At 75.2% G+C, this 24,429-nt stretch carries 19 protein-coding genes, 2 tRNA genes and 2 pseudogenes; 7 read left to right on the top strand and 16 right to left on the bottom strand.

The features are described from left to right. Window positions 1-49: 49 nt before the first annotated feature. From ACIG5E_RS11340 to ACIG5E_RS11330, 3 genes are all read right to left on the bottom strand, one after another. Window positions 50-123, bottom strand: a tRNA-Lys gene (locus tag ACIG5E_RS11340). A 68-nt stretch (window positions 124-191) separates the two neighbouring features. Further along, window positions 192-749, bottom strand: a complete 558-nt coding sequence (locus tag ACIG5E_RS11335) for a bifunctional DNA primase/polymerase (protein ID WP_396533082.1) — start codon at window positions 747-749, stop codon at window positions 192-194. Window positions 750-898: 149 nt separating this feature from the next. Further along, window positions 899-1,255, bottom strand: coding sequence for a hypothetical protein (locus ACIG5E_RS11330; protein ID WP_396533081.1), 357 nt, complete (start codon window positions 1,253-1,255; stop codon window positions 899-901). A gap of 249 nt (window positions 1,256-1,504) precedes the next feature. Here ACIG5E_RS11330 and ACIG5E_RS11325 point away from each other — a divergent pair, with 249 nt between their 5' ends. Continuing rightward, window positions 1,505-1,807 (top strand): hypothetical protein, encoded by a 303-nt coding sequence (locus tag ACIG5E_RS11325; RefSeq protein ID WP_396533080.1) that lies wholly within the window; start codon window positions 1,505-1,507, stop codon window positions 1,805-1,807. 22 nt (window positions 1,808-1,829) lie between these two features. On the opposite strand, the gene ACIG5E_RS11320 is transcribed toward ACIG5E_RS11325, so the two are convergent. Genes ACIG5E_RS11320 through ACIG5E_RS11310 form a run of 3 tightly spaced genes read right to left on the bottom strand, consistent with a single transcriptional unit; the run spans window position 1,830 to window position 6,051 of the window. After that, window positions 1,830-3,191: an AAA family ATPase gene (locus ACIG5E_RS11320; RefSeq protein ID WP_396533079.1), complete on the bottom strand. Its 1,362-nt coding sequence runs from the start codon at window positions 3,189-3,191 to the stop codon at window positions 1,830-1,832. After that, a complete protein-coding gene (locus tag ACIG5E_RS11315; RefSeq protein ID WP_396533078.1) occupies window positions 3,191-4,804 on the bottom strand; it encodes a hypothetical protein in 1,614 nt (537 codons plus the stop codon). Before ACIG5E_RS11315 ends, ACIG5E_RS11320 begins: the two co-directional genes overlap by 1 nt. Next, window positions 4,801-6,051 carry a hypothetical protein gene (locus ACIG5E_RS11310; RefSeq protein ID WP_396533077.1) on the bottom strand — a complete coding sequence of 417 codons (1,251 nt, stop codon included), beginning with the start codon at window positions 6,049-6,051 and terminating at the stop codon, window positions 4,801-4,803. Before ACIG5E_RS11310 ends, ACIG5E_RS11315 begins: the two co-directional genes overlap by 4 nt. A 198-nt stretch (window positions 6,052-6,249) precedes the next feature. Between ACIG5E_RS11310 and ACIG5E_RS11305 the strand changes: the two genes are divergently transcribed. Beyond that, window positions 6,250-6,906: a histidine phosphatase family protein gene (locus ACIG5E_RS11305; protein WP_396533076.1), complete on the top strand. Its 657-nt coding sequence runs from the start codon at window positions 6,250-6,252 to the stop codon at window positions 6,904-6,906. Between the two features lie 19 nt (window positions 6,907-6,925). Here the strand turns inward: ACIG5E_RS11305 and ACIG5E_RS11300 are convergent, their stop codons facing one another. Further along, window positions 6,926-8,554 carry a tetratricopeptide repeat protein gene (locus ACIG5E_RS11300; RefSeq protein WP_396533075.1) on the bottom strand — a complete coding sequence of 543 codons (1,629 nt, stop codon included), beginning with the start codon at window positions 8,552-8,554 and terminating at the stop codon, window positions 6,926-6,928. Window positions 8,555-8,817: 263 nt separating this feature from the next. Between ACIG5E_RS11300 and ACIG5E_RS11295 the strand changes: the two genes are divergently transcribed. The 3 genes from ACIG5E_RS11295 to ACIG5E_RS11285 all read left to right on the top strand — a co-directional run bounded on the left by ACIG5E_RS11295 (window position 8,818) and on the right by ACIG5E_RS11285 (window position 10,907). Beyond that, window positions 8,818-9,333: a hypothetical protein gene (locus ACIG5E_RS11295; protein ID WP_396533074.1), complete on the top strand. Its 516-nt coding sequence runs from the start codon at window positions 8,818-8,820 to the stop codon at window positions 9,331-9,333. A gap of 104 nt (window positions 9,334-9,437) precedes the next feature. Further along, entirely contained in the window at window positions 9,438-10,343 is a 906-nt protein-coding gene (locus ACIG5E_RS11290; RefSeq protein WP_396533073.1) for a spermidine synthase, read from the top strand. Window positions 10,344-10,445: 102 nt separating this feature from the next. After that, entirely contained in the window at window positions 10,446-10,907 is a 462-nt protein-coding gene (locus ACIG5E_RS11285) for a GNAT family N-acetyltransferase (RefSeq protein WP_396533071.1), read from the top strand. 60 nt (window positions 10,908-10,967) lie between these two features. On the opposite strand, the gene ACIG5E_RS11280 is transcribed toward ACIG5E_RS11285, so the two are convergent. The 5 genes and pseudogenes from ACIG5E_RS11280 to ACIG5E_RS11260 form a co-directional block, all read right to left on the bottom strand. Next, window positions 10,968-11,834 carry a hypothetical protein gene (locus ACIG5E_RS11280; RefSeq protein WP_396533070.1) on the bottom strand — a complete coding sequence of 289 codons (867 nt, stop codon included), beginning with the start codon at window positions 11,832-11,834 and terminating at the stop codon, window positions 10,968-10,970. 110 nt (window positions 11,835-11,944) lie between these two features. Further along, complete coding sequence (locus ACIG5E_RS11275) at window positions 11,945-12,391, bottom strand: DUF4442 domain-containing protein (protein ID WP_033353998.1); 447 nt, start codon at window positions 12,389-12,391, stop codon at window positions 11,945-11,947. 132 nt (window positions 12,392-12,523) lie between these two features. After that, window positions 12,524-12,599, bottom strand: a tRNA-His gene (locus ACIG5E_RS11270). A 142-nt stretch (window positions 12,600-12,741) separates the two neighbouring features. Then, window positions 12,742-13,344, bottom strand: coding sequence for an oligoribonuclease (orn, locus tag ACIG5E_RS11265; RefSeq protein ID WP_396533069.1), 603 nt, complete (start codon window positions 13,342-13,344; stop codon window positions 12,742-12,744). Window positions 13,345-13,949: 605 nt separating this feature from the next. Further along, a pseudogene (locus tag ACIG5E_RS11260) lies at window positions 13,950-15,209 on the bottom strand (helix-turn-helix domain-containing protein); the annotation flags it as partial. 959 nt (window positions 15,210-16,168) lie between these two features. Between ACIG5E_RS11260 and ACIG5E_RS11255 the strand changes: the two are divergent. Continuing rightward, the gene (locus ACIG5E_RS11255) at window positions 16,169-16,969 is read left to right on the top strand and encodes a GNAT family N-acetyltransferase (RefSeq protein ID WP_396533068.1); all 801 of its coding nucleotides are present in this window, start codon (window positions 16,169-16,171) and stop codon (window positions 16,967-16,969) included. 45 nt (window positions 16,970-17,014) lie between these two features. Here ACIG5E_RS11255 and ACIG5E_RS11250 read toward each other — a convergent pair whose 3' ends face one another. Then, the gene (locus ACIG5E_RS11250) at window positions 17,015-18,265 is read right to left on the bottom strand and encodes an HAD family hydrolase (protein WP_396533067.1); all 1,251 of its coding nucleotides are present in this window, start codon (window positions 18,263-18,265) and stop codon (window positions 17,015-17,017) included. Between the two features lie 824 nt (window positions 18,266-19,089). Between ACIG5E_RS11250 and ACIG5E_RS11245 the strand changes: the two are divergent. Further along, a pseudogene (locus tag ACIG5E_RS11245) lies at window positions 19,090-19,521 on the top strand (universal stress protein); the annotation flags it as partial. Between the two features lie 85 nt (window positions 19,522-19,606). Here ACIG5E_RS11245 and ACIG5E_RS11240 read toward each other — a convergent pair. From ACIG5E_RS11240 to ACIG5E_RS11230, 3 genes are all read right to left on the bottom strand, one after another. Beyond that, window positions 19,607-20,797: an acyl-CoA dehydrogenase family protein gene (locus ACIG5E_RS11240; protein ID WP_207813717.1), complete on the bottom strand. Its 1,191-nt coding sequence runs from the start codon at window positions 20,795-20,797 to the stop codon at window positions 19,607-19,609. A gap of 166 nt (window positions 20,798-20,963) precedes the next feature. Then, window positions 20,964-21,914, bottom strand: coding sequence for a hydroxymethylglutaryl-CoA lyase (locus ACIG5E_RS11235; RefSeq protein ID WP_396533260.1), 951 nt, complete (start codon window positions 21,912-21,914; stop codon window positions 20,964-20,966). 71 nt (window positions 21,915-21,985) lie between these two features. Further along, window positions 21,986-24,283: a biotin carboxylase N-terminal domain-containing protein gene (locus tag ACIG5E_RS11230; RefSeq protein ID WP_396533066.1), complete on the bottom strand. Its 2,298-nt coding sequence runs from the start codon at window positions 24,281-24,283 to the stop codon at window positions 21,986-21,988. Window positions 24,284-24,429 lie beyond the last annotated feature (146 nt).

The following is a 24,429-nucleotide window of genomic DNA, read 5'->3' as shown; positions in this document are numbered from 1 at the left end:
AAAACGCCGGAAGGCCCTTCGCTCTCGCGAAGGGCCTTCCGGCTGTCTGTGCGCCGCCAGGGACTCGAACCCCGGACCCGCTGATTAAGAGTCAGCTGCTCTAACCAACTGAGCTAGCGGCGCCTGCTGACAGAGAAGACTCTAGCAGCGGCCCGCGTCCGAGCCAAAATCGAATAGCGGTCGCCCCCCGTTCACCCTCCCGTCACGACGACCGGCTCGGCCGGGACGCCCACGCCGGGCTCGCGCGCCGCCCGGACGCAGGCCCAGAGCACCACGGAGGCGCCGGGCAGCCAGGGCTCCCGGTCCTCCGGGGCGACGATCCAGCGGCCCGAGCCCCGGCCGGGGGAGTCCGGGCCGTGCACCATCCGCTGCACCGGCGGCACCGTCACCGCGTCGCCCCGGCCGTGGCACAGCAGCGGCGGCACGTCCCGGGCCCACTCCTCCCAGGCCAGCAGCCGGCGCAGCCGGGGCGCCGCGCCGGGCCGGACGAACAGCAGGGTGCGTCCCCGGTAGCCCGCGACCGGGCCGCAGCCGGGGCCGGAGGCCCACAGTTCGTCCAGCACCCGGCGGCCGAACAGCGACGGCATGCTGATCACGTCGAAGGCCCGCCCGCAGGGCAGCACCGAGGGCGCCCATGGGCGGGCCTCCCAGAGGGCGCGCATGCTGCGTGGGTACTCGCTCGCGGAGGCGAGCCAGGCCTCCCCGGCCACGGAGACGTATTCCACCGACTGGTGCGTCCAGATGTCCACGCCCAGCAGCCTGCGCCGTGCGCGGGCTCGGCGGGGCGGAAAGCGCGGTTCGCCGGACAGGGCGGCGGGCGGTCGCGTACCCTCCGCCCCTGGCATATGCCAGGGAGCTGGGACCGGTCCTCGCGGCGGGGTCGGTCTTCGCGGCGGGGTCAGTCCTCGTGTCGGCGCGGCTGGAGCAGACCGCGGCCGTACTCGATCATCTTGGCGGCGTAGTCCGGGGTCCAGTCCGCCCGCTCGGCGATCTCGGTGTTCGAGAGCGCGTCGAACCGGCGCGGGTCCGCGAGCTGGGCGGCGGCGACGGCCTGGAAGTCGGTGGCCCGCTCGGCGGCGGCCCGGAAGGCCAGGGCCAGTTCGGTGGAGCGCCGCAGCAGCTCCGCGGGGTCGTCGATCGACTCCAGGTCGAAGAATCGTTCCGGCTCCGGTTCGGCGGCCTGCGGCTCGAACAGGAGCTGCGCGGGGCGCTGGCGCCTGGTGGGCTCGGGCGTCTCGGCGGGGGAGTCGGGCATGAACGGACACCTCCGGGGTCTCGGGTGAGGGAAGGCGGGCGGGCTGCTCCGGGCCGCACCGCCCGGTTGTGGCCGTCGTCCATTGTCTCGCGGCGGCGGCCGGTAGCGGAACGGTGCGCGTGCGGGCGCTATTCCCCGGCGTGCGCCCGGGGAGTACTCCGGGCGCCGCGCTACCTGGTCGCATGCGAACCGGTTGTGCCCGGTGCAGCAGTCGTCCACCGAAAGCCCTCACCCAACCGGGAGCATCCCATGCGCGCACTGTCCACCGGCCTCCTGCTGGCCGTTGCCGTCCTGACCTCGGCCGCATCCGCCGTACCCGCCTTCGCCGCCGAGACGGCCAAGGTCGTCACCGGGCCGCCGAGCAGCCCGGGCGGCGTCTCCACCGCGACCTGCCCGGCCGGCACCCACCTGACCGGTGGCGGCTACCGGCTCCAGCCCGACGCGGCCGGACCGGTGCGCGCCACCGGGCCGACCGCCGACGCGACCGGCTGGAGCGCCCAGGCCGAGCACGGGTCCGTGGTCGCCTTCGCGGTGTGCGAGACCGAGGACTGACCGCCCCGGGACCCGGCCGGCGCTACCGCAGGCGGACCCGGTGGCCGCTCAGGTACTGGAGGACCTGGTGGTTGGCCTCCCAGCCATCCGGGAAGGCCACCGGGACGCCCAACTGCACCGGCTCGGTGGAGGGGTGTTCGTCCAGCAGCTCGGCGATCCCGGCCCGGGCGACCACGATGCAGGCGTGCCGGTGCCGGGAGGCGAGTACGCAGAGCCGACCGGTTTCCAGGTGGAAGGCGGTCGCGTCGGGGCGCCCGGAGAGCGGGTGCAGCACCACGGTGACGTCGTACTCCCGGCCCTGCAGCCGGTTGGCGGTGTCCACCGTGACGGCCGGTCCGGCCGTGCCGTCCACCGGAACGCCCACCTTGAGCAGGGCCGCCCGGACGGCCGCCGCCTGGTCCCGGTGCGCCGTGCCGACGGCGATCCGGTCCGCGGTGAGCGGGGCCTCGCCCTGCTCGGACCGGGCGGTCAGCCCGCGCTCCAGCAGCCGCCGGACGGTGGCGGCGACCGCCGCCACCGCCTGCGGGTCGGTCCGTACGGTGTGCCGGGCGGGCAGCTCCAGCAGCGCCCAGCCGTGCTCGGCCGCCCGGTCGATCACCGCGTCCAGCGCCGAGCCGTCCGGGCGGACGGACGCGGTCAGCCGGCGGTCCTCCGGGCCGGTGCCGGAGCGGAACGGGGTGTACGGGTAGAACGCCCGCGAGATCAGCGGCGCCGCGCTGGCCGGCAGCCGCCAGGAGACCGGCAGCCGGTGCGGCTCGATCTGCGGGTTGTGCGCCAGCATGGTGACCACGGCGCTGCTGGACGGGTCGTAGGACAGGCCCGCCCACTGCTCGGTGCCCACCACGGTGAACGGGTCCAGCTGGCCCGGGTCGCCGACGAACAGCGCCCGCTCGAACAGCCGGGCCACCGCGAGCAGGGCGTCCGAGCGCATCTGGTACGCCTCGTCGACGATCGCGTGCCGCCACGGCGCCTCGGTCCGCACCCACTGCCACTTGGCGGAGGTGGAGATCACCACGTCCTGCTCGACCAGGTCGGCGACCTTGTCGGAGGGCGTGACGTTTGCGTGCCGGAGCACCTCCGGCCCGGGCCGGGAGTCCGCCGCGTGCAGCCGGCCGATCGTCAACTCCGGTGCCTTCTCGGCCAGCCGGCCGACCAGGTCGTCCACCTGGCCGTTGGTCTGGGCGACGATCATCAGCCGCTCGCCGGCCGCCACCAGCTCGCGGGCCGCCCGTACTACCAGGGTCGACTTCCCGGCACCGGGCGGGGAGTCCACCACCACGCCGCGCGGCGCACCGGCCGACGGGCGGACGGTGGCCGCCAGGATGCGGGCCACCGCGGCGTCGGCCGCCGCGCCCGGGGACTGCTCGCTGATCGATCCGGTCATCACTCCCACTCCTCGGCGGCGGCGGCGGCGACGGCGGACGGGCCGGCGACGGGCCCGGTGCCGGGCGGGCCGCCGTGGGTCCACGGGGTGTCGTCCGGCTCCGGCAGCGGGGCGGACTGGCGGACCGTCAACTCGAACAGGGTGAAGGTGACCGGCTCGCCGGGCTCGGGCAGACTGCCCGGCTCGGGCTCCTTCTTTCGGCCCATGCCGGACAGCACTCGCAGCGTGATGGTGCCGTCGGCCGGCTCGACCGCCACGATCCGCGCCTTCTGCGCGGACGGGCCGTGCACCCGGTGCGCCTCCCGGCCGAGGTCGGCGTGCGGGCGGTCGGCGGTGCGCAGGGTGACCAGCGGGCGGGGCTTGGGGGAGCGGCCGGTGGTGTCGTACTCCAGCACCACCTCGGTCACCACCCCGCTGAACGCCTCGCCGGACAGCCGGTGTTCGGCCATCGCCAGCGGGTCGTCCAGCGCCTCCTGGACGTCCAGCCGGGCCTGCTCGCGTTCGCGCTGGGCGAGCTTGCGGGCCGCGGTGACGGCGTCGTCCTGCCGGGGCTGCGGCGGCTCGCCGGCCGCCAGGCGGTCCCGGTGGCCGGTGTAGGACCAGCGGTCGCCGGTCCAGCGCTCCTCCAGGTGCCCGGCCGGGGGCAGGGTGCGCAGCAGGTCCAGGCCCTGCCAGACGTCCCGCCAGGTGGGCAGCAGGACGGCGGACAACGCCCGCTCCAGCTGTTCGACGGCCGAGTGGACGGCGGCCCGGGCGCGCTCGGCGGCGGGCTCGTCGCGCTGCTCGGTGCTGTGCCGCAGGGCGCTGACGGCCGCGTCGTAGCGGGCGATCGCCGGGGCGAGCACCGCCTCGTCGAAGGCCGGGTCGGTGGCCGGACCGGCCGGCGGGTGCACCAGCTGCCCGTGCTCGTCGCGCTCGGTCTCGGCCAGCTCGGCGGCCTGCGCGCCGGTCAGCCCCGGCGGTGGGGTGTGCCAGGCCAGCCGGGCGGCCAGGTGCTGGTCCTCCAGGTGGCTCTGGCCGGTGGCCCAGTGCCGGGCGAGCAGGCCGGTCATCGGCAGCAGCAGGCTGGAGCCGGGCACCTGGGCGCGGTCGGTGAGGTGGGTCAGCCAGCGGCCGAGCAGCGGCACCCGCAGCGGCGCCGGAAAGGGGCCCGGCTCGGCGTCCTCCGCGGTGCGGCGGAAGCGGGTCGACCGGCCGATCAGGGCGAGGTGGTGCACGCCCCCGCCGTTGGGCACGATCAGCTGCGGCGCGTCGGCGCACAGCTCGCGGAACACCTGGGTCTTCTCGCCGGTCTCCGGGTCCTTCTCGGAGCCCTCGAGCTGCTCGACGTCCGTGCCGAAGGACTCCAGGTAGGGCAGCAGGTCGGCGGCCAGCGCGGCCAGGAAGTCGAACCGCAGGGTGCGGTTGAGCGGCTGCGGCACGAGGTGCAGCCGGGGCGCGTCCCGGTCGGTGCCCAGCATGACGGCCAGCGGCGCGCCGGACTCACCGGCGGCGGTCAGCGGGACGAGCACCATCGGGCGCTCGGAGAGGTGCCGGTGCCGGACGGTGGCCAGCGGCTCGGCCCGCCCGCTGCGGACGGCCTCCAGCCGGGCGAGGGTGGTGAGGAGACTCATGTGCTGACACCCAGCCGCTCCGGACCCAGCGCTTCCGTCCCCAGCGCTTCCGCTCGCAGGGCGGCCGCGTAGGCCAGGCGTTCGGCCGCCTCGTGTGCGCCGTCGGCGCCGTCGGCGTCGTCCGCGACCTCGAAGCCCGCGCCGGACGCGGCGGCCAGCGCCTCGGCGACCGTACGGATGCTGCCCAGCTCGCCGCGCACGCCCCGGCCGAGCTGCTCGACCCGGTCGTCGCAGCGGGCCCGGGCACGGCAGTGGAAGCCGAGTTCGCAGGTGGATAGGCAGTCCGGGCTGTAGGCGGCGGGGACCGCCTCGACCGAGGCGGTCAGCTGCTCGGTGCTCCGGACCGGGGCGCCGTCCTCGTCGGCGGCCAGGTCGAAGTCGGTGCCGGGCGGCAGCGCCGCCAGCAGCCAGCCGATGCCGGTCATCCGGCTCAGCTGGCGGCGGGTGGTGGCCAGCTCGCGGCGGACGTCCACGGTGACGGCGGTCGGCTGGTTGCCGAAGTCCTTCGGGCAGACCAGCAGCACGCTGGTGCGGGGGCTGCCCGGCAGTCGCTGCTCGGTGTACGGGTCGTCGGTGAGCGGCAGTCCGGCAGCCGCCGCGGCGGCGTGCTGGAGCGCCAGCACGTACACCGCGGCCTGTCGGGCGGCGGCGCCGACCTTGGCCGGGTCCGCGCTGCCGTCCAGCACCGGGAAGGACTTGATCTCGACCACCGTGCACCGCCCGCCGTGCACCACCAGGGCGTCCGGCTCCAGGTAGGCGGTGCTGCCGGCCACGGCGAGCCGCAGCATCGGGTGGTCCAGCAGCGTCCAGGCGTCCGGGTCGGCGGCGGCCCGGGCCAGCGCCTCGGCCGTCCGGTCGGCGCGGACGGCCGGCCCGGAGCGGTGCAGCAGGTCGGGGACCAGCAGCGGGGCGCGGTCGTCCGCGGGGAGGCCGAGGTGGGCGCGGAGCGGCTCCAGCAGGGCGGCGTGGTCGTCCGCCTTCAGCCGGGACTCGAAGACCAGGCCGCGGGCGATCGCGAACGGGGACTGCCCGAAGGGGGCGGGGCGGCCGAGCCGGGCGGCCAGCACGGACTTGTCCACCCCGGCCGCGTCCAGCACGGCGCGGCGGTGGCAGCCCGGGTTGGCGGCCAGCGCGGCGAGGGAGCGGGCGTTCAGACTGCGCTGCGGGGCCGGTCCGCGCAGCTCGGCGAGCCGCTGGGCGAGCGGCTCAGCGGGCCCGCCGAGCGGGACGTTCGTCGAGACGTTCATGGTGCGGCCCAGTGTCGCATCCGGGTCCGACAACGCGGTGCGGACCGGCCCGCGGTACCGGCCGAAACCGGCCGGAGGCGCCCGGTGCCGTCCGGTACCCGGGCCCGCGTCGTGGCCACCGCACCGGTGGGGGATCATGGAAGGCCGGTGCTCAAGGGTGAGACCGACCGTTGACCGCCCTGCTGCGAGGAGCTCTCCATGCCCGCCCGAATCGTGCTGGTCCGCCACGGCGAGACCGAGTGGTCCGCCAGCGGCCAACACACCGGCCGCACCGACATCCCGCTGACCGAGGAGGGCCGCGCGATGGCCCGGGCGCTCGGCGCCCGGCTCGCCGAGGCCCCGTGGAACGGACTGCCGGACGCGCTCGTCTACACCAGCCCGCTCGGCCGCGCCAAGGAGACCTGCGAACTGGCCGGCTTCGGCGACCGCGCCGTCGAGCGCCCGGAGCTCATGGAGTGGGACTACGGCCAGTACGAGGGCCGTACCGGCGCCGACATCCGGGCCACCGACCACCCCGGCTGGCTGATCTGGCGCGACGGTGTGCCCGGCGGCGAGAAGCTCTCCGACGTGGCCGCCCGGGTCGACGGCCTCCTCGCCGACCTCAACGAGGAGCACGGTGTCCCGCAGACGGACACCACCGTCATGCACTGCGCCGACCGGGACGTCGTCCTGTTCGCGCACGGCCACCTGCTGCGCATCCTGGCCGCCCGCTGGCTGGGCCTGCCGCCCGAGTTCGCCCAGCGGTTCAAGCTCGGTACGGCGGCGCTGTGCGTGCTGTCCTGGGAGTACGGCGCCCCGGCGGTGGAGGTCTGGAACGACCTGTCCCACCTGGACGGGCTGAAGTCCGGCCACTGACAGGGGTCGTGGCGGCCGTTCAGGCGGCCGCGGCCCGCTCGTACCCGATCAGGAACCGACGGACCTCGGGCACCGCGGCGTGCGGGCGCAACCGCCCCGCGGTGTCCGCCAGCATGCTGCGGATCCGGGCCGAGCGGACCTCGTCGAACAGCGCGACGGCGGCCGAGGCGTGGTGTGCCGCGCCCGCCAAGTCCCCCCGGCCGAGCCGGTCGTGGGCCAGCTCGGCGGTGTACAGCACCCGGTTGCGCACGAAGTGCGGCTCCTGCAGCGCTATGGCCAGCGCGGCCTGGTCGCTGGCGCGGTCCCAGTCCTCCAGCGCGGACCAGCACTGCGACTGCAGGCCGGCGATCTCCGCCTCGCCGAAGAAGGACATCCACTCCGGGTCGGTCTCGGACGGCCCCCGGTCGAACAGCGAGTACGCCCGGCCGATCGCGCGTTCGCAGGCGGAACGGTCCCGCAGCACCGCCCAGGCTCCGGCCTCGCGCATGGCCAGCAGGGCGAGCAGCCGGGCGGAGTCCAACTCCCGGGCGGCGCACTGCCCGGCCTGCGCGGCGCGCAGCGCCTCGCGCGGGCGCCCGGCGTCCCGGGCCAGGAAGGCGCTGTTGCAGAAGACGTGCGCCTCCAGCGCGGAGTCCCCGGCCATCCGGGCGGTGGCGAGCGCCTCCGCGTAGAACGAGCGGGCGTCCCCGAGCCGGTTCGAGTCGTGTGCCAACCACCCTACGGAGATGGCCAGTTCACCGGCCCCGGCCTGGAGCCGGCGCTCCGTCTCGGCGCTGTACTCGCCCTCGTTGAGCAGCAGGTAGGCGGTGCGCAGCGACTGCCCGGCGAGTTCGTACAGGGCGTCCGCGCCGTGTGCGTCGTCGGCCAGTCTGATGTCCCGGACGGCCTGTTCGACTCCTAGCACCTCGGCGGCGCCGACCTTGCGCGGCGGCGGCACCGGCCCCGGCCGGCCGGGCACCGCCGGCTCCGCGCCGAGCAGCGATGGTGCGGTGAACTCCGCACCGGGGAAGGCGGATCGGCCGTCGGCCGGTCCGAATCCGGCACCGGCGACCGGGCCGGCGGCGGCCGGCCGGTCGATGCCGATCACGGTGGCCAGCGCGGTCGAGCCGCTGGCCAGGAACGTACGGCGACGCACGTCGTCGTTCTCCTCGTCGAGATAGGGCGATCCATCGGGCCCCCGGGGCACCGCGCCGGCCATCGGCCACGGGGGCCCATCCGGAGCGGTTGGATCCGCGTACGGCGAGGCAGCGTACGGGAGTTGGGTGGAGAGTGGTGAGCGCGGGGCGGGCAGGGGCGGGAACGGCGGGTGGAACGGGGGAGCGGGCGGGGCCACCCCGGCGGTGGCCGCCCCGGGGCCGTCCGCCGAGCGGCGGCGGACGGCGGTGCGGGGGGCGAAGCCGAGGTCGGTGAGCGTGCGGCCCGGCCACATGTGCCGGAAGACCCGCTCGTAGGCGTAGTTGGGGCAGCGGATCTCACCGGACTCGACCCGTCCGACGTAGCGGGCGTCGCAGGACACGTGCTCGCCGATCTCGCGGGCGGCCCGACGGACGGCCATGGCGAACTCGCCGGGTGAGCGGTCGCCGCGCAGCGTGCGCATCACGGTGTTGGGGGACGGTCGGTTCGGCTCGGCCGGTGGGGTGGCTGCCATGGCGCCGAGAGTACTCGGAGTCACCGACCGGCCACATTGGGTTCGCGGGACATTACCCGGCAATCCTGGGCGAAACGGGCGTTGCTGCCGGATATCCGCCATGAAATGCCATGCCTTGCTGTAAGGCGCCCCGTGGCCTTCGGCGTTCCCACCGCGTTGTCCTGATACGTGGAAGCCCAGGCCGTCCCCCGGCCCGTCCCCCGCCCCGCGGCCCCCACCCCCGGCGGCAGTGCTTCCGACCCGACGAGGTAACAGGAGGGCCCATGATGGCCACCGGACTGCCGCCGCACCGACCCGTCGCCGGGGGCGTGCTCGCCGCCGCCTCCCCGGCCCTGCTGCCCGATCCGGCCGACGACCGGTTCCCCGGCCGGGGTCCGGTCGAGGGCGGCCGCGGCTCCTGCGGCGGTCTGCACCGGGAGTACGCCGTCCCGGCCGAGGACGCCCTCGTCACCGACCGCGACACCGTGACCGTCGCCCTGCGGCACGGCCTGGAGGCCGTCGACATCCTGCGGCTGCGCCGCGCCTGCGGGGCCGTCCTGCAGAGCCGCAACGGCAGCACCGTCGCGTTCCTCGTCCCGGCCGGCACCTGGGAGACCTGGCACCTGCCCGGCAGCTCCTGTACGGCCGGCGCCCTGGTGCCCGCCGCCACCGACCCGCGCTGGGTGATCCCGCCGTCCGGCGCCGGCCGCGCCGCCCGCCCCACCGACGCCTGGGTGCTGCGCTCCGCTCTCTGCGAGGCCGCCTGCACGCTCACCGCGGGCGGCCTCGGCCCGTTCTAGCGGGCGTGCCGCGCGGACCCGGCCGGGCCCCAGCCCTCCGGCCGGATCCCCGCAGCACGCCCCTGACCTGGGGGTGCGTCCCTACGGCGGCGATAATGGCCGACATGGGACGAAGCAACCGGGCCGCGCGCAGCCCTGAACCGGCGCTCACCACCGGGTCGGACGGCCGCAGCCACGCCCAGGGCCCGCTCACCCGCCCGGTCGGCTCCGGCCTGGCCGAACTGCGCCCCGACCGCGACCGCCCGCACGCCTGGACGCTGCTGATCGACGGCGCCCCGCAGTCCCTGGTCGACCTCGCCGACCCCACCCACCTGGGCTTCGAGTACCAGCGCCGGCTCGGCCACCTGATCGACCTGGCCGCCCCGCCCGGCCGCCCGCTGACCGTCCTGCACCTGGGCGGCGGCGCCCTCACCCTGGCCCGCTACGTGGCCGCCACCCGGCCGCGCTCCCGCCAGCAGGTCGCCGAGATCGACACCGCGCTCACCGAACTCGTCCGCGCCGAACTCCCGTTGGAGCGCGGCTGGCAGATCAAGGTGCGCGGCGCGGACGCCCGCAGCGTGCTGGAACGCACCCCCGAGGGCAGCGTCGACCTGGTCATCACCGACGTCTTCTCCGGCGCCCGCACCCCGGCCCACTGCACCACCGTCGAGTTCACCACCCTCGCGGCCCGCGCCCTCGCCCCCGGCGGCTGGTACACGGCCAACATCGCCGACGGCGGCGCCCTGCCCTTCGCCCGCTCCCAGGTCGCCACCCTCGGCGCGGTCTTCCCCGAACTGTGCCTGACCGCCGACCCCGCCGTGCTGCGCGGCAAGCGCTTCGGCAACCTCATCCTGGCCGCCGCCCACACCCCGCTCCCGATCGCCGACCTCACCCGCCGGGTCGCCTCCGACTCCTCCCACGGCCGCGTCGAACACGGCAGCGCCCTCGGCGACTTCACCGCCGGCGCCACCCCGGCCACCGACGCCACGGCGGCCCCCTCCCCGGTGCCGCCGCCGGGCGTCTTCCGCTGACGACGGGGAGCCCGCCCGCGCCCGCCGTAAAACCGTTGGCAGACGACCGAGTTGCGGCGCACAATGGCCGCGGGCATCCGGCTGTCGACGTGAGGGGACCGCATGCACATCCGACCCGCCCACCCGGACGAGGCCGGACTGCTCACCGGCATCGCCCTGCGGGCCAAGGCGTACTGGGGCTACGACGAGGTCTTCATAGTGGCCTGCCGCGAGGAGTTGACCCTGGACGCCGCCGCCGTGGAACGGGCGTCGACGGTGGTGGCCGAGGACGGCGGCCGGGTGCTGGGCTTCGCCGCGCTGACCGGCGCCCCGCCGTCCGGCGAACTGGCCATGCTCTTCGTCGAGCCCGACCGGATCGGCCGCGGCATCGGCCGGGCGCTGTTCGAGCACGTCCGGGAGCAGGCCCGGGCCGCCGGCCTGCGCCGCCTCACCATCGACTCCGACCCGAACGCCGAGCCCTTCTACCTGGCGATGGGCGCCATCCGCATCGGCAGCACCCCGTCGGGTTCCATACCCGGGCGTGAACTCCCGCTGCTGGAACTGGAACTGGTTCCCGGCGGCTGAGGCCCGTCCTCGAACTCCCGCCCGCGGGGCAACGATCCCCCGCGCTCGCATCCGAGCCGCTCAGTGCCCGCGCGGCAGCCCCCGGTGCTTGCACATCGCCGCGCCGGTGAGCAGCAGCCCGGCGGCGATGGGAGCGAGCACCGCGGTCGCGGTGGCCGCGTTGTCCTCCTCGGCCGTCACGGTCGCGGTGTCGGCGAGGGCGAGCGCCTCGGGCGTCCCCGCGCCCGTCGGCACGGCCGGGGCGGCGGCCCCCTCCGCGGCCCCGGCCGTACCGGCGGGTTGCGCTCTGCCGGGCCCCTCGTCGGCCGCGGCCTCCCGGACCGGGGGAGTCCCGGCCGTCTCGGGCGGGGCCGGTCGGGCCTGGTCGGTGGAGCCGGAGCGGGGTCGGGGGACGGCGGGCAGCGTGGCGGGTTCGCCCTCGCGGGAGGTGCGGGTCCCGGTGGGGCGGCCCTGGGCGGGGACGGCGCCGAGCAGGCCGGAGGCGAGCGCGAAGGCGTCGGGGACGGCCGCGCCCTGGCCGGGCAGGGGGAGTCCGCCGGCCCGGATGCGCTCCTGGAGGACGCCGCCGACCGCGGTGGTGGCCCCGCCGGCCGGTCCGTCGCCGGTCGGCTCCCCGGCGAGTCCGGGGGGGCGACCGGTCCCCGTCGCGCCCGGGCGCGACGGTCCGACGGGGCGGGCCACTGACGGGCCGTCGAGCGCGGGTGCGCCGTGCGGGGCCCGGCGGACGGCGGGTCCGGCCTGCCCGGACGGCGGTTCGGCGGTGGCCGCGTACGCGCCGGGGGCGCCGAGGCCCCAGAGCTGTGCGAGCAGGGCTCCGCCGGCGGCGAGGGTGCGGGGGCGGGGCAGCCATCGGGCGACCGCCCGTCGCGCTCCGGCGACGCCGCGGGGGGCGGGTTCCTGGGGCTCGGTCGCGTGATTGGCTCGCACGTGAGTCAAGAACGAGCGGGTGGGCGTTGAGGTCACGCCCGCCGTCACGGACAGTCATCGCGCCGATGGCCCCGGGGTGGTGCCACCCGGGGCCATCGACCGCGCGGAGGTCAGGAGTTGGGACGCAGGGTCCAGGTGACCGTCATCACACCGGTGACGGCGCCGTCGGCGCGGGTGATCTCGACGGTGACCGGGAACTCGGGGCGGCCGCCGGCGTCCAGCTCGGCGACGACCTCGGTGGCCGGGCGACCGAGCACGGCGGTGGCGGTGACCTCGCCCATGGCCAGCTTCTTGTAGGCGATCTCGGCGTTCACGGCGAGCGGCACGGCCCGGGACAGCTGGTCCCCGAAGGCGGCGAGCACGATGCAGCCGCTGGCGGACTCGGCGAGGGTGAACATCGCGCCGGCGTGCGGGCCGCCGACGTGGTTGTGGTACGCGGGCTGGTCAGGCAGCCGGAGCACGGCGCGCTCCGGGGTGGTCTCCAGGTACTCGAGCTTGAGGGTGTGCGCCATCGGCACGGTGGCGTCGAGCATCTGGCCGATCGAAGGAGTGGTCATGGCGACGATGTTACTAGCCGGTAGCTTGTCGCGGCAGGGGCCGGCCGGAAAACCCGGGCCGCCGGGCACAACTGAGGCAACGCGAAAACGCCCGAGGGGCCGATCTCTTGAAGAGATCGGCCCCTCGGGCTCTGGGGTGAGTGACGGGACTCGAACCCGCGGCCACCTGGACCACAACCAGGTGCTCTACCAACTGAGCTACACCCACCATCTGTCCGGTCCGTTCCCGCTCTCGCGTTCCCGTTCCGACAGGAAGAACTCTACAGGATCCGAGAGGGTGCTCGCGCCAGGGTTTCGTTCCGGCGAACGAAGGCACCCCCTCCGACCCCGCGAGGGCCCGACCGCCCGGGTCAGTCGGTCACGGCCCGGTACTTCTCGGCGATGGCACGCGCGGTGTCGGCGTCCGGCCCGGGCTGCGGGACGAACACCGCCTCGCGGTAGTACCGCAGTTCGTCGATGCTCTCGCGGATGTCCGCGAGCGCCCGGTGGTTCCCGCCCTTCGGCGGGCTGTTGTAGTACGCCTTCGGGTACCAGCGGCGGGCCAGCTCCTTGATCGAGGAGACGTCCACGATCCGGTAGTGCAGGTGCTTCTCCAGGGCCGGCATGTCCCGGGCCAGGAAGCCGCGGTCGGTGGCCACCGAGTTGCCGCACAGCGGCGTCTTCCCGGCCTCCGGCACGTGCTCGCGCACGTACGCGAGGACCCGCTCCTCGGCCTCGGCCAGCGTCACGCCCTGCTCCAGCTCCTCCAGCAGGCCGGAGGAGGTGTGCATCGCGCGCACCACCTCCGGCATGTTCGCCAGAGCCTCCGCGGGCGGGCGGATGATGACGTCCATGCCCTCGCCGAGGATGTTCAGCTCGGAGTCCGTCACCAGCACCGCGACCTCGACCAGGGCGTCCCGGTCGAGGTCGAGGCCGGTCATTTCACAGTCGATCCATACCAAACGGTCATTCACGCAACTCACCCTACGGCGCGATCACGCGCCGCGGGGACCGGTGGAGCCGAGCGGGGTGCCGGAGCGCAGGACTCGGCCTGGTGCTCCTCCGCCCCGTCGTGCGTGCCGTGGCCGTCCGGGTGCTCGCCCTCCCGGCCGGTGCGGACCGGGTGGCCGTCCCGCCCGGGACGGGCCTCGCGCGCCGTCCGTCCGCCGTCCGCCGCGGTGGCCCGGGCGCCCGGGGCGCGGACCTGTGGCGCCCGCGCCTGCCGGCCCCGGAGCTCGCCCGCCCCGGTCGCCGGCTGCCCGGCGGCGCCGGACGGCACCCGGCCGGTCGGCGCACCGTGCCCACGCCCGGCCGCGCCCCCCGGCTCGTCGCCGGGGCGCTCGACCGCGCTGCGGTGCCCCTGGCCCTGACCGCGCGCCCCCGGCTGGGAGTGGCCGTCCTCGGCCGCCGCGTGCTCGGCGGTGCGCGGCGGCCGCCCCGCACCCGGACCGGCCTGCGGCGGAACCAGCGGCGACCGCACCGGACCGCGCGCCGCACCCTGCTGCCCGGGGTGCGGCTGCTGTGCGGCCTGCTGGTGCGGGTACGGCTGACCCGCGCGGGCGTGGAAGCCCTGGGCGGCCGGCGTCCCGGCCTGCCCCGGACCGTACGGACCGGCCTGTCCGTGCCCGACCTGCTGCCCGTGGCCCGGCTGGCCGACCGGCACCTGCGCCCCCGGACCGGCCGGGAACGGGTGTGCCTGCTGCCCGCCGTGACCCGCACCGCCGAACGGCCCGCCGCCCGCCGCCGAGGCGGCCGCGGTGGCCGCCGCGTGCGGCAGCGCGCCGGGCAGCCGGAAGTCGCCGCCGTGCGCTGCGGCCGGGGTCGGCGACTGCTGCCCCGGGCGGCGTGCCCGGTAGCTGGTCCGGTACGCGGCCGGGGAGACCCCGAGCTGGCGGCGGAAGTGCCCGCGCAGCGCGACCGGCGAACGGAACCCGCACCGGCGCGCCACGTCGTCCACCGACAGCTCCGAGGTCTCCAGCAACCGCTGCGCCTGGAGCACCCGCTGGGTGATCAGCCACTGCAGCGGGGCACTGCCGGTGAGCGTGCGGAAGCGGCGGTCGAAGGTGCGCCGGCTCATGTAGGCACGAGCCGCCAGCACCTCGACGTCGAACTGCTGGTTGAGGTTCTCCAGCGCCCAGGTGACCACCTCGGCCAGCGGGTCGTTGCCAATCTCCTCCGGTAAAGACTGATCGATGTACTGGGCCTGTCCGCCGCCGCTGCGGCGGCTGGGCACCACCAGGCGGCGGGCCAGCGCGTTGGCGGCCTCGGCGCCGTGGTCGCTGCGCACCACGTGCAGGCACAGGTCGATCCCGGCGGCGGTACCGGCCGAGGTCAGCACGTCACCGTCGTCCACGAAGAGTTCGCGCGGGTCGACGTGCACCCGCGGGTAGCGCTTGGCCAGGGTCGGCGCGTACATCCAGTGGGTGGTCGCCGGACGGCCGTCCAGCAGACCGGCCGCGGCGAGCACGAAGGCGCCGGTGCACAGTCCGATGATCCGCGCGCCCTCGTGGTGGGCCTTGCGCAGGGCGGTGATCGCCTCGACCGGCGGCGGCTGGGAGATCGAGCGCCAGGCCGGTACGACGATCGTGCCGGCCCGGGCGAGGGCCTCCAGGCCGTACGGCGCGGAGAGGGTCAGACCGCCGGTGGTGGCCAGCGGGCCCTCCTCGCCGGCGCAGACCAGCAGCCGGTAGCGGGGGACCCCGGCGTCCTGGCGGTCCACGCCGAAGACGGAGAGCGGGATGGAGCTCTCGAAGATCGGCGCGCCGCCGAAGATCAGCACCGCGACCGTCTCCCGGCGGCGCCGGCCGGACAGCTTGCGCGGGGCACCGGCCGCCGACAGGGCGGTCGGGGAGCCGTTGCCGCCCGGGCCACCGTGGCCCAGCGGACCGTGGCCGGGGGCGGCGCCCAGGGCGAGGCCGCCGAGCGCGCCGGGGCCGGCGCCGTTCAGCCCCGGGGCCGCGCCGCCGGCGGGGTAGGCCGGGTGGCCGGGGTAGCCCGGGTGTCCCGCGTGTCCGGGGTAGTCGCCGCCGTAGGGCTGGACCGGGCCGCCATAGGCCTGGGCCGGGCTGACTGGGCCTCGGCTGACGGGCTGTCCGGAGTGGTTCGGGTGCCCGCCCTGGGCCGGCTGCACCGCACCGTACGGCGTGGGGCCGCCGTGGGTCGGGCCGCCGTGGTCGCCAGGGGCGTGGCCGGTGGCGGCGGACGGCACGGCCGGATAGGGGGTGTGCGAGGCGGGGCCCGAGGTGCTCGGGGTGCCGGAGGTGCGGGTGGTGGCGGCGATCGCGGAGGTGCCGGTGCTTCTCGCGGACCGGCTCGCGGTGCCGGTCGGCGCCTGGCCGCTGTCAGGACCCGCGTCGCTCCTGCTCACCCTGCTCAAGGCGCTCAAGCCCCCTCGGTGGTGTGGTGTGGGTGGTGCGGCACTGCTGGCCAAGATCGAAATCTATCGGGTGGACCGTTGCCGTTGTGACAAGTTCACCATCCGACGCTATGTCGACATGGCAATTTGGCGTGATGCATTCGATCACGAAGCGTGGCACCCGTCGACCCTTCTGGGAAGAGGGCCGGTGCAACGGTGGCTGGTTGTCGCGGGACGGTTCCTGGGGCGTCCGGCTTCCGGGTGCCGGGCCGGCGGGTCTGGGCTGCGGATTTGCCCAAGGGAGAGGGAGTGGCACGAAATTGACCGAAAATCGGCGGTGCACAGGAGGGCGCACGGGCGCCGACCATGCGCCTCCCAGGCTTCATCCGGCCAGTGTCGGGGCGGCCGGACCAGCATCCCCGCTGCCGGGCTACGGTCTTGCAGTGAACACCAACAGCCGGCTCGAACAGGCCAACGACAACGCCGCCGCCTTCTGGCTCGCCCAAGCCCGCGCGCACGGCTGGCAGTCCCACGTCCGGCCGGGCCTCACCGCCGTCCGCTGCGCCCGCACCCCGGACGATTCGCAGCGCTTCGTGGTCACCCGCCCCTACGCCGAACCAGCCGACGTGGAAAAGCAGTTGACCGACCTGCTGGGCGAGTGGGAGACCATCCGCTTCACCCTCGAAGACCCGTACGACGGACTCGACCTGACCCGCTTCGGCGCCGTCCGGATGCCGATCATGCCGGTGATGGCCCGGGAACCCGGCCCGGTCGAGGGCGTGACCGCCGGGCTGCCCGCCGTCTCACCGGCCCACGGCGGCGGCACCCTGACGGTCGATGAGGCGCTGGACGGCGACGCCTTCGCGCTGGTCGAGCGGACCATCGTGGACGGTTTCCCGCTGCCCGCCCGACAGCCCTGGACCCGCGGCGGCGCGCTCCCCGAAGAGCTGCTGCGCCAACCCGGCTGCCGGGCCTGGACCGCCCGCGTCGACGGCGCACCGGCGGGTGCCTGCGTCACCTACGACGACGGGGCCGCCACCGGGGTGTACTGGGTCACCACCCTGCCCGACCAGCGCGGCCGGGGGGTGGCCCGCGCCGTGCTGCGGACCGCCCTGGCCCACGCCCACCCGGACCGCCCGGCCACCCTGGTCGCCACCTCCGCCGGCGAACCGATCTACCGCAAGCTCGGGTTCACCAGGCAGGCCCCCACCTGCTGGTGGAGCCGCACCTCACTGGGCGGCTGACCAGCGGGGTCGTGCCCGGGGCTGCGACTGGACCCGGGCCCGGCGCTACTGGGCGACCGCTGCGGCCACGGGCTCTGCGGCGAGCGGTGTTGGGGCGAGCGGTGTTGGGGCGAGCGGTGTTGCGGCACCCGGCGCGGCAACGGTCGGAGCAGCCACGGAGCTTGCCGTGCCGCTCGGCGCCGCGGCGAAGGCGGTCCTGGCAGGCCCGGCCCCGTCGGCCCTACCAGCACCACCCGTGCCATCGGCCCCACCGGCCGCCGTCCGCAGGGCGGTTGGCCGAACCAGCGCGACCGCCCCGGTCCTCGGCTCCCTCGGTGCTCCTGCGTCCGGGAGGCCGTCGACGATCACGGCAAACTCGCCTGATCGGTTTCGGACACCGAACCCCGCTCCGGACGCCGATGCGGCAGCCGTCCCGGCGTTCACGGAAACGGGCGCATTCGAGCCCTCCGGGGCGGCCGCCGTCGGACGTACGCCGGACCGCGCGCCGAGCAGCGCCGTCGCGCGCACCGGCACCCCGTCCGCCTGCCGCCGACCCGGCCCGTCCGGCCGGACCCCCAGGCGGGCTTCCGGGCGAACCCCCGGCCGGGCGTCGGGGCGGGCCGAGGGGCGGGCCGAGGGGCGGGCCGAGGGCGCGTTGCGCGCGGCAAGCACCAGGCCGACCGCCTCCGGCAGACCGGCCGCCTTCAGCGTCGGCCGGTAGCCGCTCTCCGCCCACGGCCTGCCGTGGTGCAGCCAGATGCTGCGCAGCCCGGCCAGTTCGGCACCGGCGATGTCGGCGGGCGCATGGTCCCCGACCATCCAGGTGTGCGCGGCCCAGTCCCCGATCGGTCGGACGCCGCACCGCCGGGCGGCGATCTCGAAGATCAGCGGATCCGGCTTGACGCAGTCGGCCTCCTCCGAGATCACCCAGCCGTCGACCAGTGGCCCCAGCCCGGTCCGCCGGATCTTCTCCAACTGGGGCCGGGTGCCGCCGTTGGAGACGATCCCGAGGGTCCACCCGGCCGCCCGCGCCGTCCGCAGCGCCTCGATGTGGCGGGGCGGGCAGTGGATGTGCGAGTTGATGCCGCGTCGGAAGTGCGCGAGCAGGAAGTCGACGGAGGCGTCCAGACCGTAGCGGCGCCGGACGGCGGACAGTACGGTGCTGCGCGGCACGTAGCCGCCACCGTCGAGGGTGACGAACCAGTCGAGGTCGCCGGGCGGTAGATGGTGTTCGGACAGGAAGTCCTGCGCCCAGGCCCGGAAGGCGGCGTCCCGGGGGAGCAGCGTGTTGTCGAGGTCGAACAGGAGCAGGGGCATGCCGAGCATGGTGCCAGCGGCCGCGCCTATGCACCTGGCAAATGCCAGACCGCGTCGCGAAGCCGTGCGAAGTGGCTGAAAGGGCCCGGACGTCCGATGGACGGCGTGGGGCGGGAGGGACGGAAGGGCAGGTCGGGGCTCGCGGGGCGTGACGGTTCGCGACGTCCCGCAACGGATCGTCGCCAATCCATGACAGTCCGGTCACGGTGTCCCGCGGGCCTGTTGCGCCGCCCGGCCCGCTCAGTCAAGCTCCTTAGAACCTCCGTTCTGGAGGGGGCGCGATCGCCTGCGGACAGGGCGCACTGCCACGGCGGGCGCATCCCTCGTTCGCGGGAACAACGTCGCTCCGGGGCTTCGCCGCTGGGCTGGGCCCCACGCCCGTCGTACTCTGAAAGGAACAGGTCACATACGGTGCTGCGCGGCGCAGACCGACGTCATCCCGTGGGCGGGCCTGCTGCCCGGGCAGCGTTGTCCTCTCCTGTCGGCCCCTCTCCCTCGAAGAGCCGTGAGCCATGGCTGGTTTTGAGTCCTCCCGACCGGTCGAACCGGATGCGCCCCGCAGCGCGGGCCCAGGGCCCCAGGGAGATGGCGCCCGCACGAACCCCAGAGCCGGTGACCTCGCGCGCGCTCTGCGGGGCCTCCGCCGCGGCAGCCTTTCCCGGCGCGGTCGCCAAGGGCCCCGCCAGCGGCGTGACGGGCACCAGGCAGGCCCCGCGGAGCCTCCGGTGACGGGCCGCCCCGGCCCCGGTGCCGAGCGTCCGGACACGACGTCCGGCCCGGTCGGCGGGTACACCGAGTCGTCGGCGGACGAAGCGCCCGGGCCTTCCCTCGATCCGGTGTTCCAGCACGGCGTCGTGGTCGGCTTCGACGGCTCGCTGTCGAGCGAGCGCGCACTCGCCTACGCGGTCGGCATGGCCCGCCGGTCGCAGTGCGGCCTGGTGATCGTGCACGTCGCCAACCGTCTGCCCGCCACGGTCTGGGCAGGCTGTGAACCTCCCGTCTTCGTCGACCTCCCGGACCACCGCACGGAGGTCCTCGGACTGGAACTCGCCTGCGCGGACTTCCTCGCGGGGGTGCCGTGGATCCTGATCGAGCGGGGCGGCGACATCTGCCACGAGATCGAGGAGGTCGGCCGCGAGTACGCCGCCGACGCGATCGTCGTCGGCACGACGCACGGCCTGCTCGGCAAGATCTTCGGCTCGGTCTCCGGGCGGCTGGCGCGGCGGGCCAACCGCCCGGTGATCGTGATCCCCTGAGGGTCTTCGCTCCGCAACATCGGCTGCGGAGTGGTGAGTTGGCCCGGCGGGCTCGGCTCAGGAGGTGACCATCAGGAAGTGATCGTCACGACGTGACGCCGAGCTCCCGGGCGATGAGCATGCGCTGGACTTCAGACGTGCCCTCCCCGATCTCGAGAATCTTGCAGTCGCGCCAGAAGCGGGCGACCGGGAATTCGTTCATGAAGCCGTACCCGCCGTGGATCTGGGTCGCCTCGCGGGCGTTGTCGACGGCGGCCTCGGACGAGTACAGCTTCGCGATCGCGGCCTCCTTCTTGAACGGTTCGCCGTGCAGCAGCCGGGAGGCGGCGTCCCGCCAGGCCAGGCGGGAGGTGTGGGCGCGCAGCTCCATGTCGGCAAGCTTGAACTGGATGGCCTGGTTGGCACCGATCGGGCGGCCGAAGGCCCGCCGGGTGCCGGCGTACTTGACGGACTCGTCGACGCAGCCCTGGGCCAGGCCGGTGGCCAGGGCCGCGATCGCGATGCGGCCCTCGTCGAGGATCCGCAGGAACTGGGCGTAGCCTCGGCCACGCTCGCCCAGCAGGTTGGCCGCGGGAACGCGGCAGTCGGTAAAGGACAGTTCGCGGGTGTCGGATGCGTTCCACCCGACCTTCGAGTACTTCTTCGAGACCTGGAACCCCGGGGTCCCGGTGGGCACGATGATGGAGGAGATCTCCCGCACAGGCGAGCGGAATTCGCCCTCTTCACTCGAACGAGCGATCGGTTCGGTGAGCGCGGTGACGGTGACCAGTCCGGTGATGTCGGTACCGGAGTTGGTGATGAAGCACTTGGTCCCGTTGATCACCCACTCGTCGGTGGTCTCGTCGTAGCGCGCGGTGGTGCGGGTGGCGCCGGCGTCGGAGCCACCCTCCGGCTCGGTGAGGCCGAAGGCGCCGAGGAGTTCGCCGGAGGTCAGCCGGGGCAGCCACTCGCGCTTCTGCTCCTCCGTGCCGAACCGGTAGATCGGCATCGCGCCGAGCGAGACGGCGGCCTCCAGGGTGATCGCCACCGAGGAGTCCACGCGGGCGAGTTCCTCCAGGGCGAGGCCAAGGGCGAAGTAGTCGCCGCCCATGCCGCCGTACTCCTCCGGGAAGGGCAGGCCGAACAGGCCCATCCGCCCCATCTCGCGGACGATCTCGTACGGGAACTCCTCGCGCTCGTAGAACTCGCCGATCTTCGGCGCCACCACGTCCTGGGCGAACTCGGCGACGGTGCGCCGCAGTTCCTCGTACTCGCTGCTGAGCCGGTGGTCGAGCATCTGATCCTCCTGGTGCCCGGCCGGGGTGGCCGCGGGCATGAACGGGATGACCGGCGTCCGTCTGACGGAGTGACGGTCGCACGGTGTGGTTGACGGATGAACGCGGTGCGCGGCGCCGGCCGGACCGAACGGGCGGCCGGCGCCGGTGGGTCGGGGCGGAGCGGGATCAGCCCCGGGTGACGCCGAGCAGCGCCTGGACGGTGCGGGAGGGGCTCGGGCGGCCGAGGCGCTCGGCCATCCAGCCGCTGGTCGCGACCAGCGCGCGCAGGTCGACACCGGTCCGGATGCCGAGCCCGTGCAGCATCCACACCAGGTCCTCGGTGGCCAGGTTGCCGGTGGCGCTCTTCGCGTACGGGCAGCCGCCCAGGCCGCCCGCCGAGGCGTCCACCGTGGTGACGCCCTCGCGCAGCGCCGCCAGGGTGTTGCTGAGCGCCTGGCCGTAGGTGTCGTGGAAGTGCACGGCGAGCCTGCTGACCGGCACGCCGGCCCGGGCGAAGCCGGCCAGCAGGGCGCCGACCTGGCCGGGGGTGGCCACGCCGATGGTGTCGCCGAGGCTCAGCTCGGCGCAGCCCATCTCCAGCAGCTGGACGCCGTACCGGACCACCTGGTCGACCGGGACGGGCCCCTCCCAGGGGTCGCCGAAGCACATCGAGAGGTAGCCGCGGACCGCGACCCCGGCCTCGGCGGCCCGGGTCACGACCGGGCGGAACATCTCCATGGCCTCGTCCGCCGAGCGGTTGAGGTTGCGCCGGGCGAAGGTCTCGGTGGCGCTGGCGAACACGGCGATGTCGGTGGCGTGGTGGGCGAGCGCGCGGTCGAGGCCGCGCTCGTTGGGCACCAGCACCGGCAGCCGCAGCCCGGGGTGATGCTCCGGCAGGTCGGCGAGCCGGGGCATCAGCTCCTCGGCGTCGGCGAGCTGGGGTACCCATTTCGGGTGAACGAAGCTGGTCGCCTCGACGGTTCGCAGGCCCACGGCGGCGAGTCGGCCGATGAACTCGGCTTTGACCTCGACCGGCACCAGGGAGCCCTCGTTCTGCAGCCCGTCGCGCGGTCCGACCTCGTGGATCCGGACCTCCTCGGGCAGGCCAGGGGCGCGGACCGGGTCGGGCAGCCCCAGGTCGAGGGCGTCGGGCTCGCGGGTGGCGCCGTCCTGGGCGGTGGTCGCCCGGGCGCTGCTCTCCTGGGACGTCACGACCGCACCTCCGCGGGCTCCGCGGCCTCCTCGGCCGGGCTGACCACGACCAGCAGGTCCTCCATCGCGACGGTGGCGCCCGCGGTGGCCCGCAACTCGGCCACCACGCCGTCGTGCGGCGCGGCGATCACGTGTTCCATCTTCATGGCCTCCAGCACGAGCAGGGGCTGGCCCTTGCGGACCGTCTCGCCCGCCGTGGTCTTGACGACCGTGACGGTGCCGGGCATCGGGGCGGTCAGGGCGCCATGGTGGGCCGCGGCGCCGGCGGCGCTCTCGACCACCGGGTCGTAGGCGTGCATCGGCCAGGCGTCGCCCTCGATGCCGAGCCAGGTCACCGGACCGGCCGCGAGGCCGGGGGTGGCGTCGGTGGCCAGCGCGAAGGCGGTCTGCAGGCCGTCGACGGTCAGGTGCAGCCGGTCCGCCGCCAGGGTCGCGCGGGCCCGGTGCACGGGTCCGGCGTCGAGCCGGAGCTCCACCTCGCGGGTGGGTCCGGGGGAATTGTCAGTGGGGTCGGTTACGTTGCCCGCAGTGATCGAACGGATGCGCACCGAGACCGGGTCCTGGCCGGGGGTACGGAGTCGGTGGGTGGTCCAGGCGGGGGTGCCGCCCAGGCGCCAGCCGGAGGGGAAGGAGAACGGGTCGGTCCAGCCGTCGGGGTCGGCGGCCGGGGTGAGTTCCAGGTGCCGTGCCAGCGCGGCCGCGTAGTAGAGGAGGTGGGCGGGTGATGGGGATTCGGTCGCCGGGGCGTCGCTCCCGTCCGCAGCCCGGTCCGCGGGTGCGGCGGAGTCCGTGGCACCGGCCGTCGCCGGCGCGGTCGACGGTGCCGCGTTCGACGGTGCCGCGTTCGACGGGGAGTGGGGCGCGACGAGCAGGGCCGGCTGCTGCTGGGCCGTCTGTTCCACCAGGCCGGTGTCCAGTCGGCCGGCGACGACGTCGGGGTGGGCGAGCAGTCGGCGCAGGAAGCCGGTGTTGGTGGTGACACCCAGGATGCGGGTGTCGGCCAGCGCGGCGCGGAGCCGGCGCAGCGCGGTCGGGCGGTCGGGCCCGTACGCGATGACCTTGGCGAGCATGGGGTCGTAGGCGCTGGTGACGACGGTTCCGGGGGCGACCCCGGAGTCGACGCGGATGCCCTCGCCCCGGGGCTCGTCCAGGGTGAGGATTCGACCGCCGGTGGGCAGGAAGTCCCGTTCCGGGTCCTCGGCACAGATGCGGGCCTCGATGGCGTGGCCCAGGAAGGAGATGTCGGACTGGGTGAAGGAGAGCGGCTCGCCCGCGGCGACGCGCAGCTGCCACTCGACCAGGTCCAGTCGGGCCGAGTCCGGACCGACGGCGACGGCGAGTTCGGTGACGGGGTGTTCGACCTGGAGGCGGGTGTTCATCTCCATGAAGAAGAAGTCCCGGACCCCCTCGGCGGCGGAGGTGGGGGCGTCCGGGTCGATGCCGGGGACGATGAACTCCACGGTGCCGGCCCCGGTGTAGCCGCAGGACTCCGCGGCGCGGACGGCCGCGGCGCCCATCGCGGCGCGGGTTTCGGCATTGAGGAGAACGGAGGGAGCCTCTTCGATCAGTTTCTGGTGGCGGCGCTGGAGGCTGCACTCGCGCTCACCGAGGTGGACGGTGGTGCCGTGGGCGTCGGCGAGCACCTGCACCTCGATGTGGCGCGGCCGGTCGACCCAGCGCTCCAGCAGCAGGGTGTCGTCGCCGAAGGCGGTCCGGGCGACGCGGCGGGCGGCGCCGATCTCGGTGGGCAGGTCGGCGGGGTCCCGCACCAGGCGCATGCCCTTGCCGCCGCCACCGGCGGAGGGCTTGAGCAGGACGGGGTAGCCGATCTCGTCGGCGGCGGCGACGAGTTCCTCGTCGGTGGGCGCGGTGGCCTGGCTGCCGGGGACCACCGGGACGCCGGCTGCCCGTACGGCCTCCTTGGCGTTGATCTTGTCACCCATCAGCTCGACGGCACCGGGAGGTGGTCCGATGAAGACGAGGCCCGCGTCGGCGCAGGCGCGGGCGAAGCCGGGGTTCTCGGCGAGGAAGCCGTAGCCGGGGTGGACGGCCTGGGCGCCGGTGCGGCGGGCGGCCGCGAGGATCTGGTCGGTGCGCAGGTAGGTCTCGGCGGCCGAGCTGTCGCTGCGGTCGGCCGGGCCGAGGCGGACCGCGACGTCGGCCTCGCGGACGTGCGGTGCGTCGGCGTCCGCGTCGCTGAACACGGCGACCGAGCGGACACCGAGCCGCCGCAGGGTGCGGATCACCCGCAGCGCGATCTCGCCGCGGTTGGCGACCAGAACTGTGTCGAACATGGGAGGCGTTCCTCCGGGTCGAGGGGAGCCGTAAGAAGGAGGTGGCGGTGGGCGGTCGGGGCGCCGATCCGGTCGTCGGACCGGCGCCCCGGGAGTCACACCCGGAAGAGAGGGGTCACATCGAAGCGGTCACGAGGCGGCGTCAC

Origin of the sequence: Kitasatospora sp. NPDC053057 (assembly GCF_044546945.1) — a bacterium.
Classification (GTDB): domain Bacteria; phylum Actinomycetota; class Actinomycetes; order Streptomycetales; family Streptomycetaceae; genus Kitasatospora.
Note: the sequence above shows the minus strand (reverse complement) of the source record. Positions and strands in the feature narration are given on the sequence as shown.

What these genes read in the sequence shown, in the direction of transcription:
- ACIG5E_RS11310 (WP_396533077.1), bottom strand. Translation starts at nt 6,051, where the DNA reads ATGAACGTCTCGACGAACGTCCCGCTCGGCGGGCCCGCTGAGCCGCTC.
- ACIG5E_RS11320 (WP_396533079.1), bottom strand. Translation starts at nt 3,191, where the DNA reads ATGACCGGATCGATCAGCGAGCAGTCCCCGGGCGCGGCGGCCGACGCC.
- ACIG5E_RS11315 (WP_396533078.1), bottom strand. Translation starts at nt 4,804, where the DNA reads ATGAGTCTCCTCACCACCCTCGCCCGGCTGGAGGCCGTCCGCAGCGGG.
- ACIG5E_RS11285 (WP_396533071.1), top strand. Translation starts at nt 10,446, where the DNA reads ATGCACATCCGACCCGCCCACCCGGACGAGGCCGGACTGCTCACCGGC.
- ACIG5E_RS11305 (WP_396533076.1), top strand. Translation starts at nt 6,250, where the DNA reads ATGCCCGCCCGAATCGTGCTGGTCCGCCACGGCGAGACCGAGTGGTCC.
- ACIG5E_RS11230 (WP_396533066.1), bottom strand. Translation starts at nt 24,283, where the DNA reads ATGTTCGACACAGTTCTGGTCGCCAACCGCGGCGAGATCGCGCTGCGG.
- ACIG5E_RS11275 (WP_033353998.1), bottom strand. Translation starts at nt 12,391, where the DNA reads ATGACCACTCCTTCGATCGGCCAGATGCTCGACGCCACCGTGCCGATG.
- ACIG5E_RS11295 (WP_396533074.1), top strand. Translation starts at nt 8,818, where the DNA reads ATGATGGCCACCGGACTGCCGCCGCACCGACCCGTCGCCGGGGGCGTG.
- ACIG5E_RS11240 (WP_207813717.1), bottom strand. Translation starts at nt 20,797, where the DNA reads ATGCTCGACCACCGGCTCAGCAGCGAGTACGAGGAACTGCGGCGCACC.
- ACIG5E_RS11330 (WP_396533081.1), bottom strand. Translation starts at nt 1,255, where the DNA reads ATGCCCGACTCCCCCGCCGAGACGCCCGAGCCCACCAGGCGCCAGCGC.
- ACIG5E_RS11290 (WP_396533073.1), top strand. Translation starts at nt 9,438, where the DNA reads ATGGGACGAAGCAACCGGGCCGCGCGCAGCCCTGAACCGGCGCTCACC.
- ACIG5E_RS11300 (WP_396533075.1), bottom strand. Translation starts at nt 8,554, where the DNA reads ATGGCAGCCACCCCACCGGCCGAGCCGAACCGACCGTCCCCCAACACC.
- ACIG5E_RS11325 (WP_396533080.1), top strand. Translation starts at nt 1,505, where the DNA reads ATGCGCGCACTGTCCACCGGCCTCCTGCTGGCCGTTGCCGTCCTGACC.
- ACIG5E_RS11250 (WP_396533067.1), bottom strand. Translation starts at nt 18,265, where the DNA reads ATGCCCCTGCTCCTGTTCGACCTCGACAACACGCTGCTCCCCCGGGAC.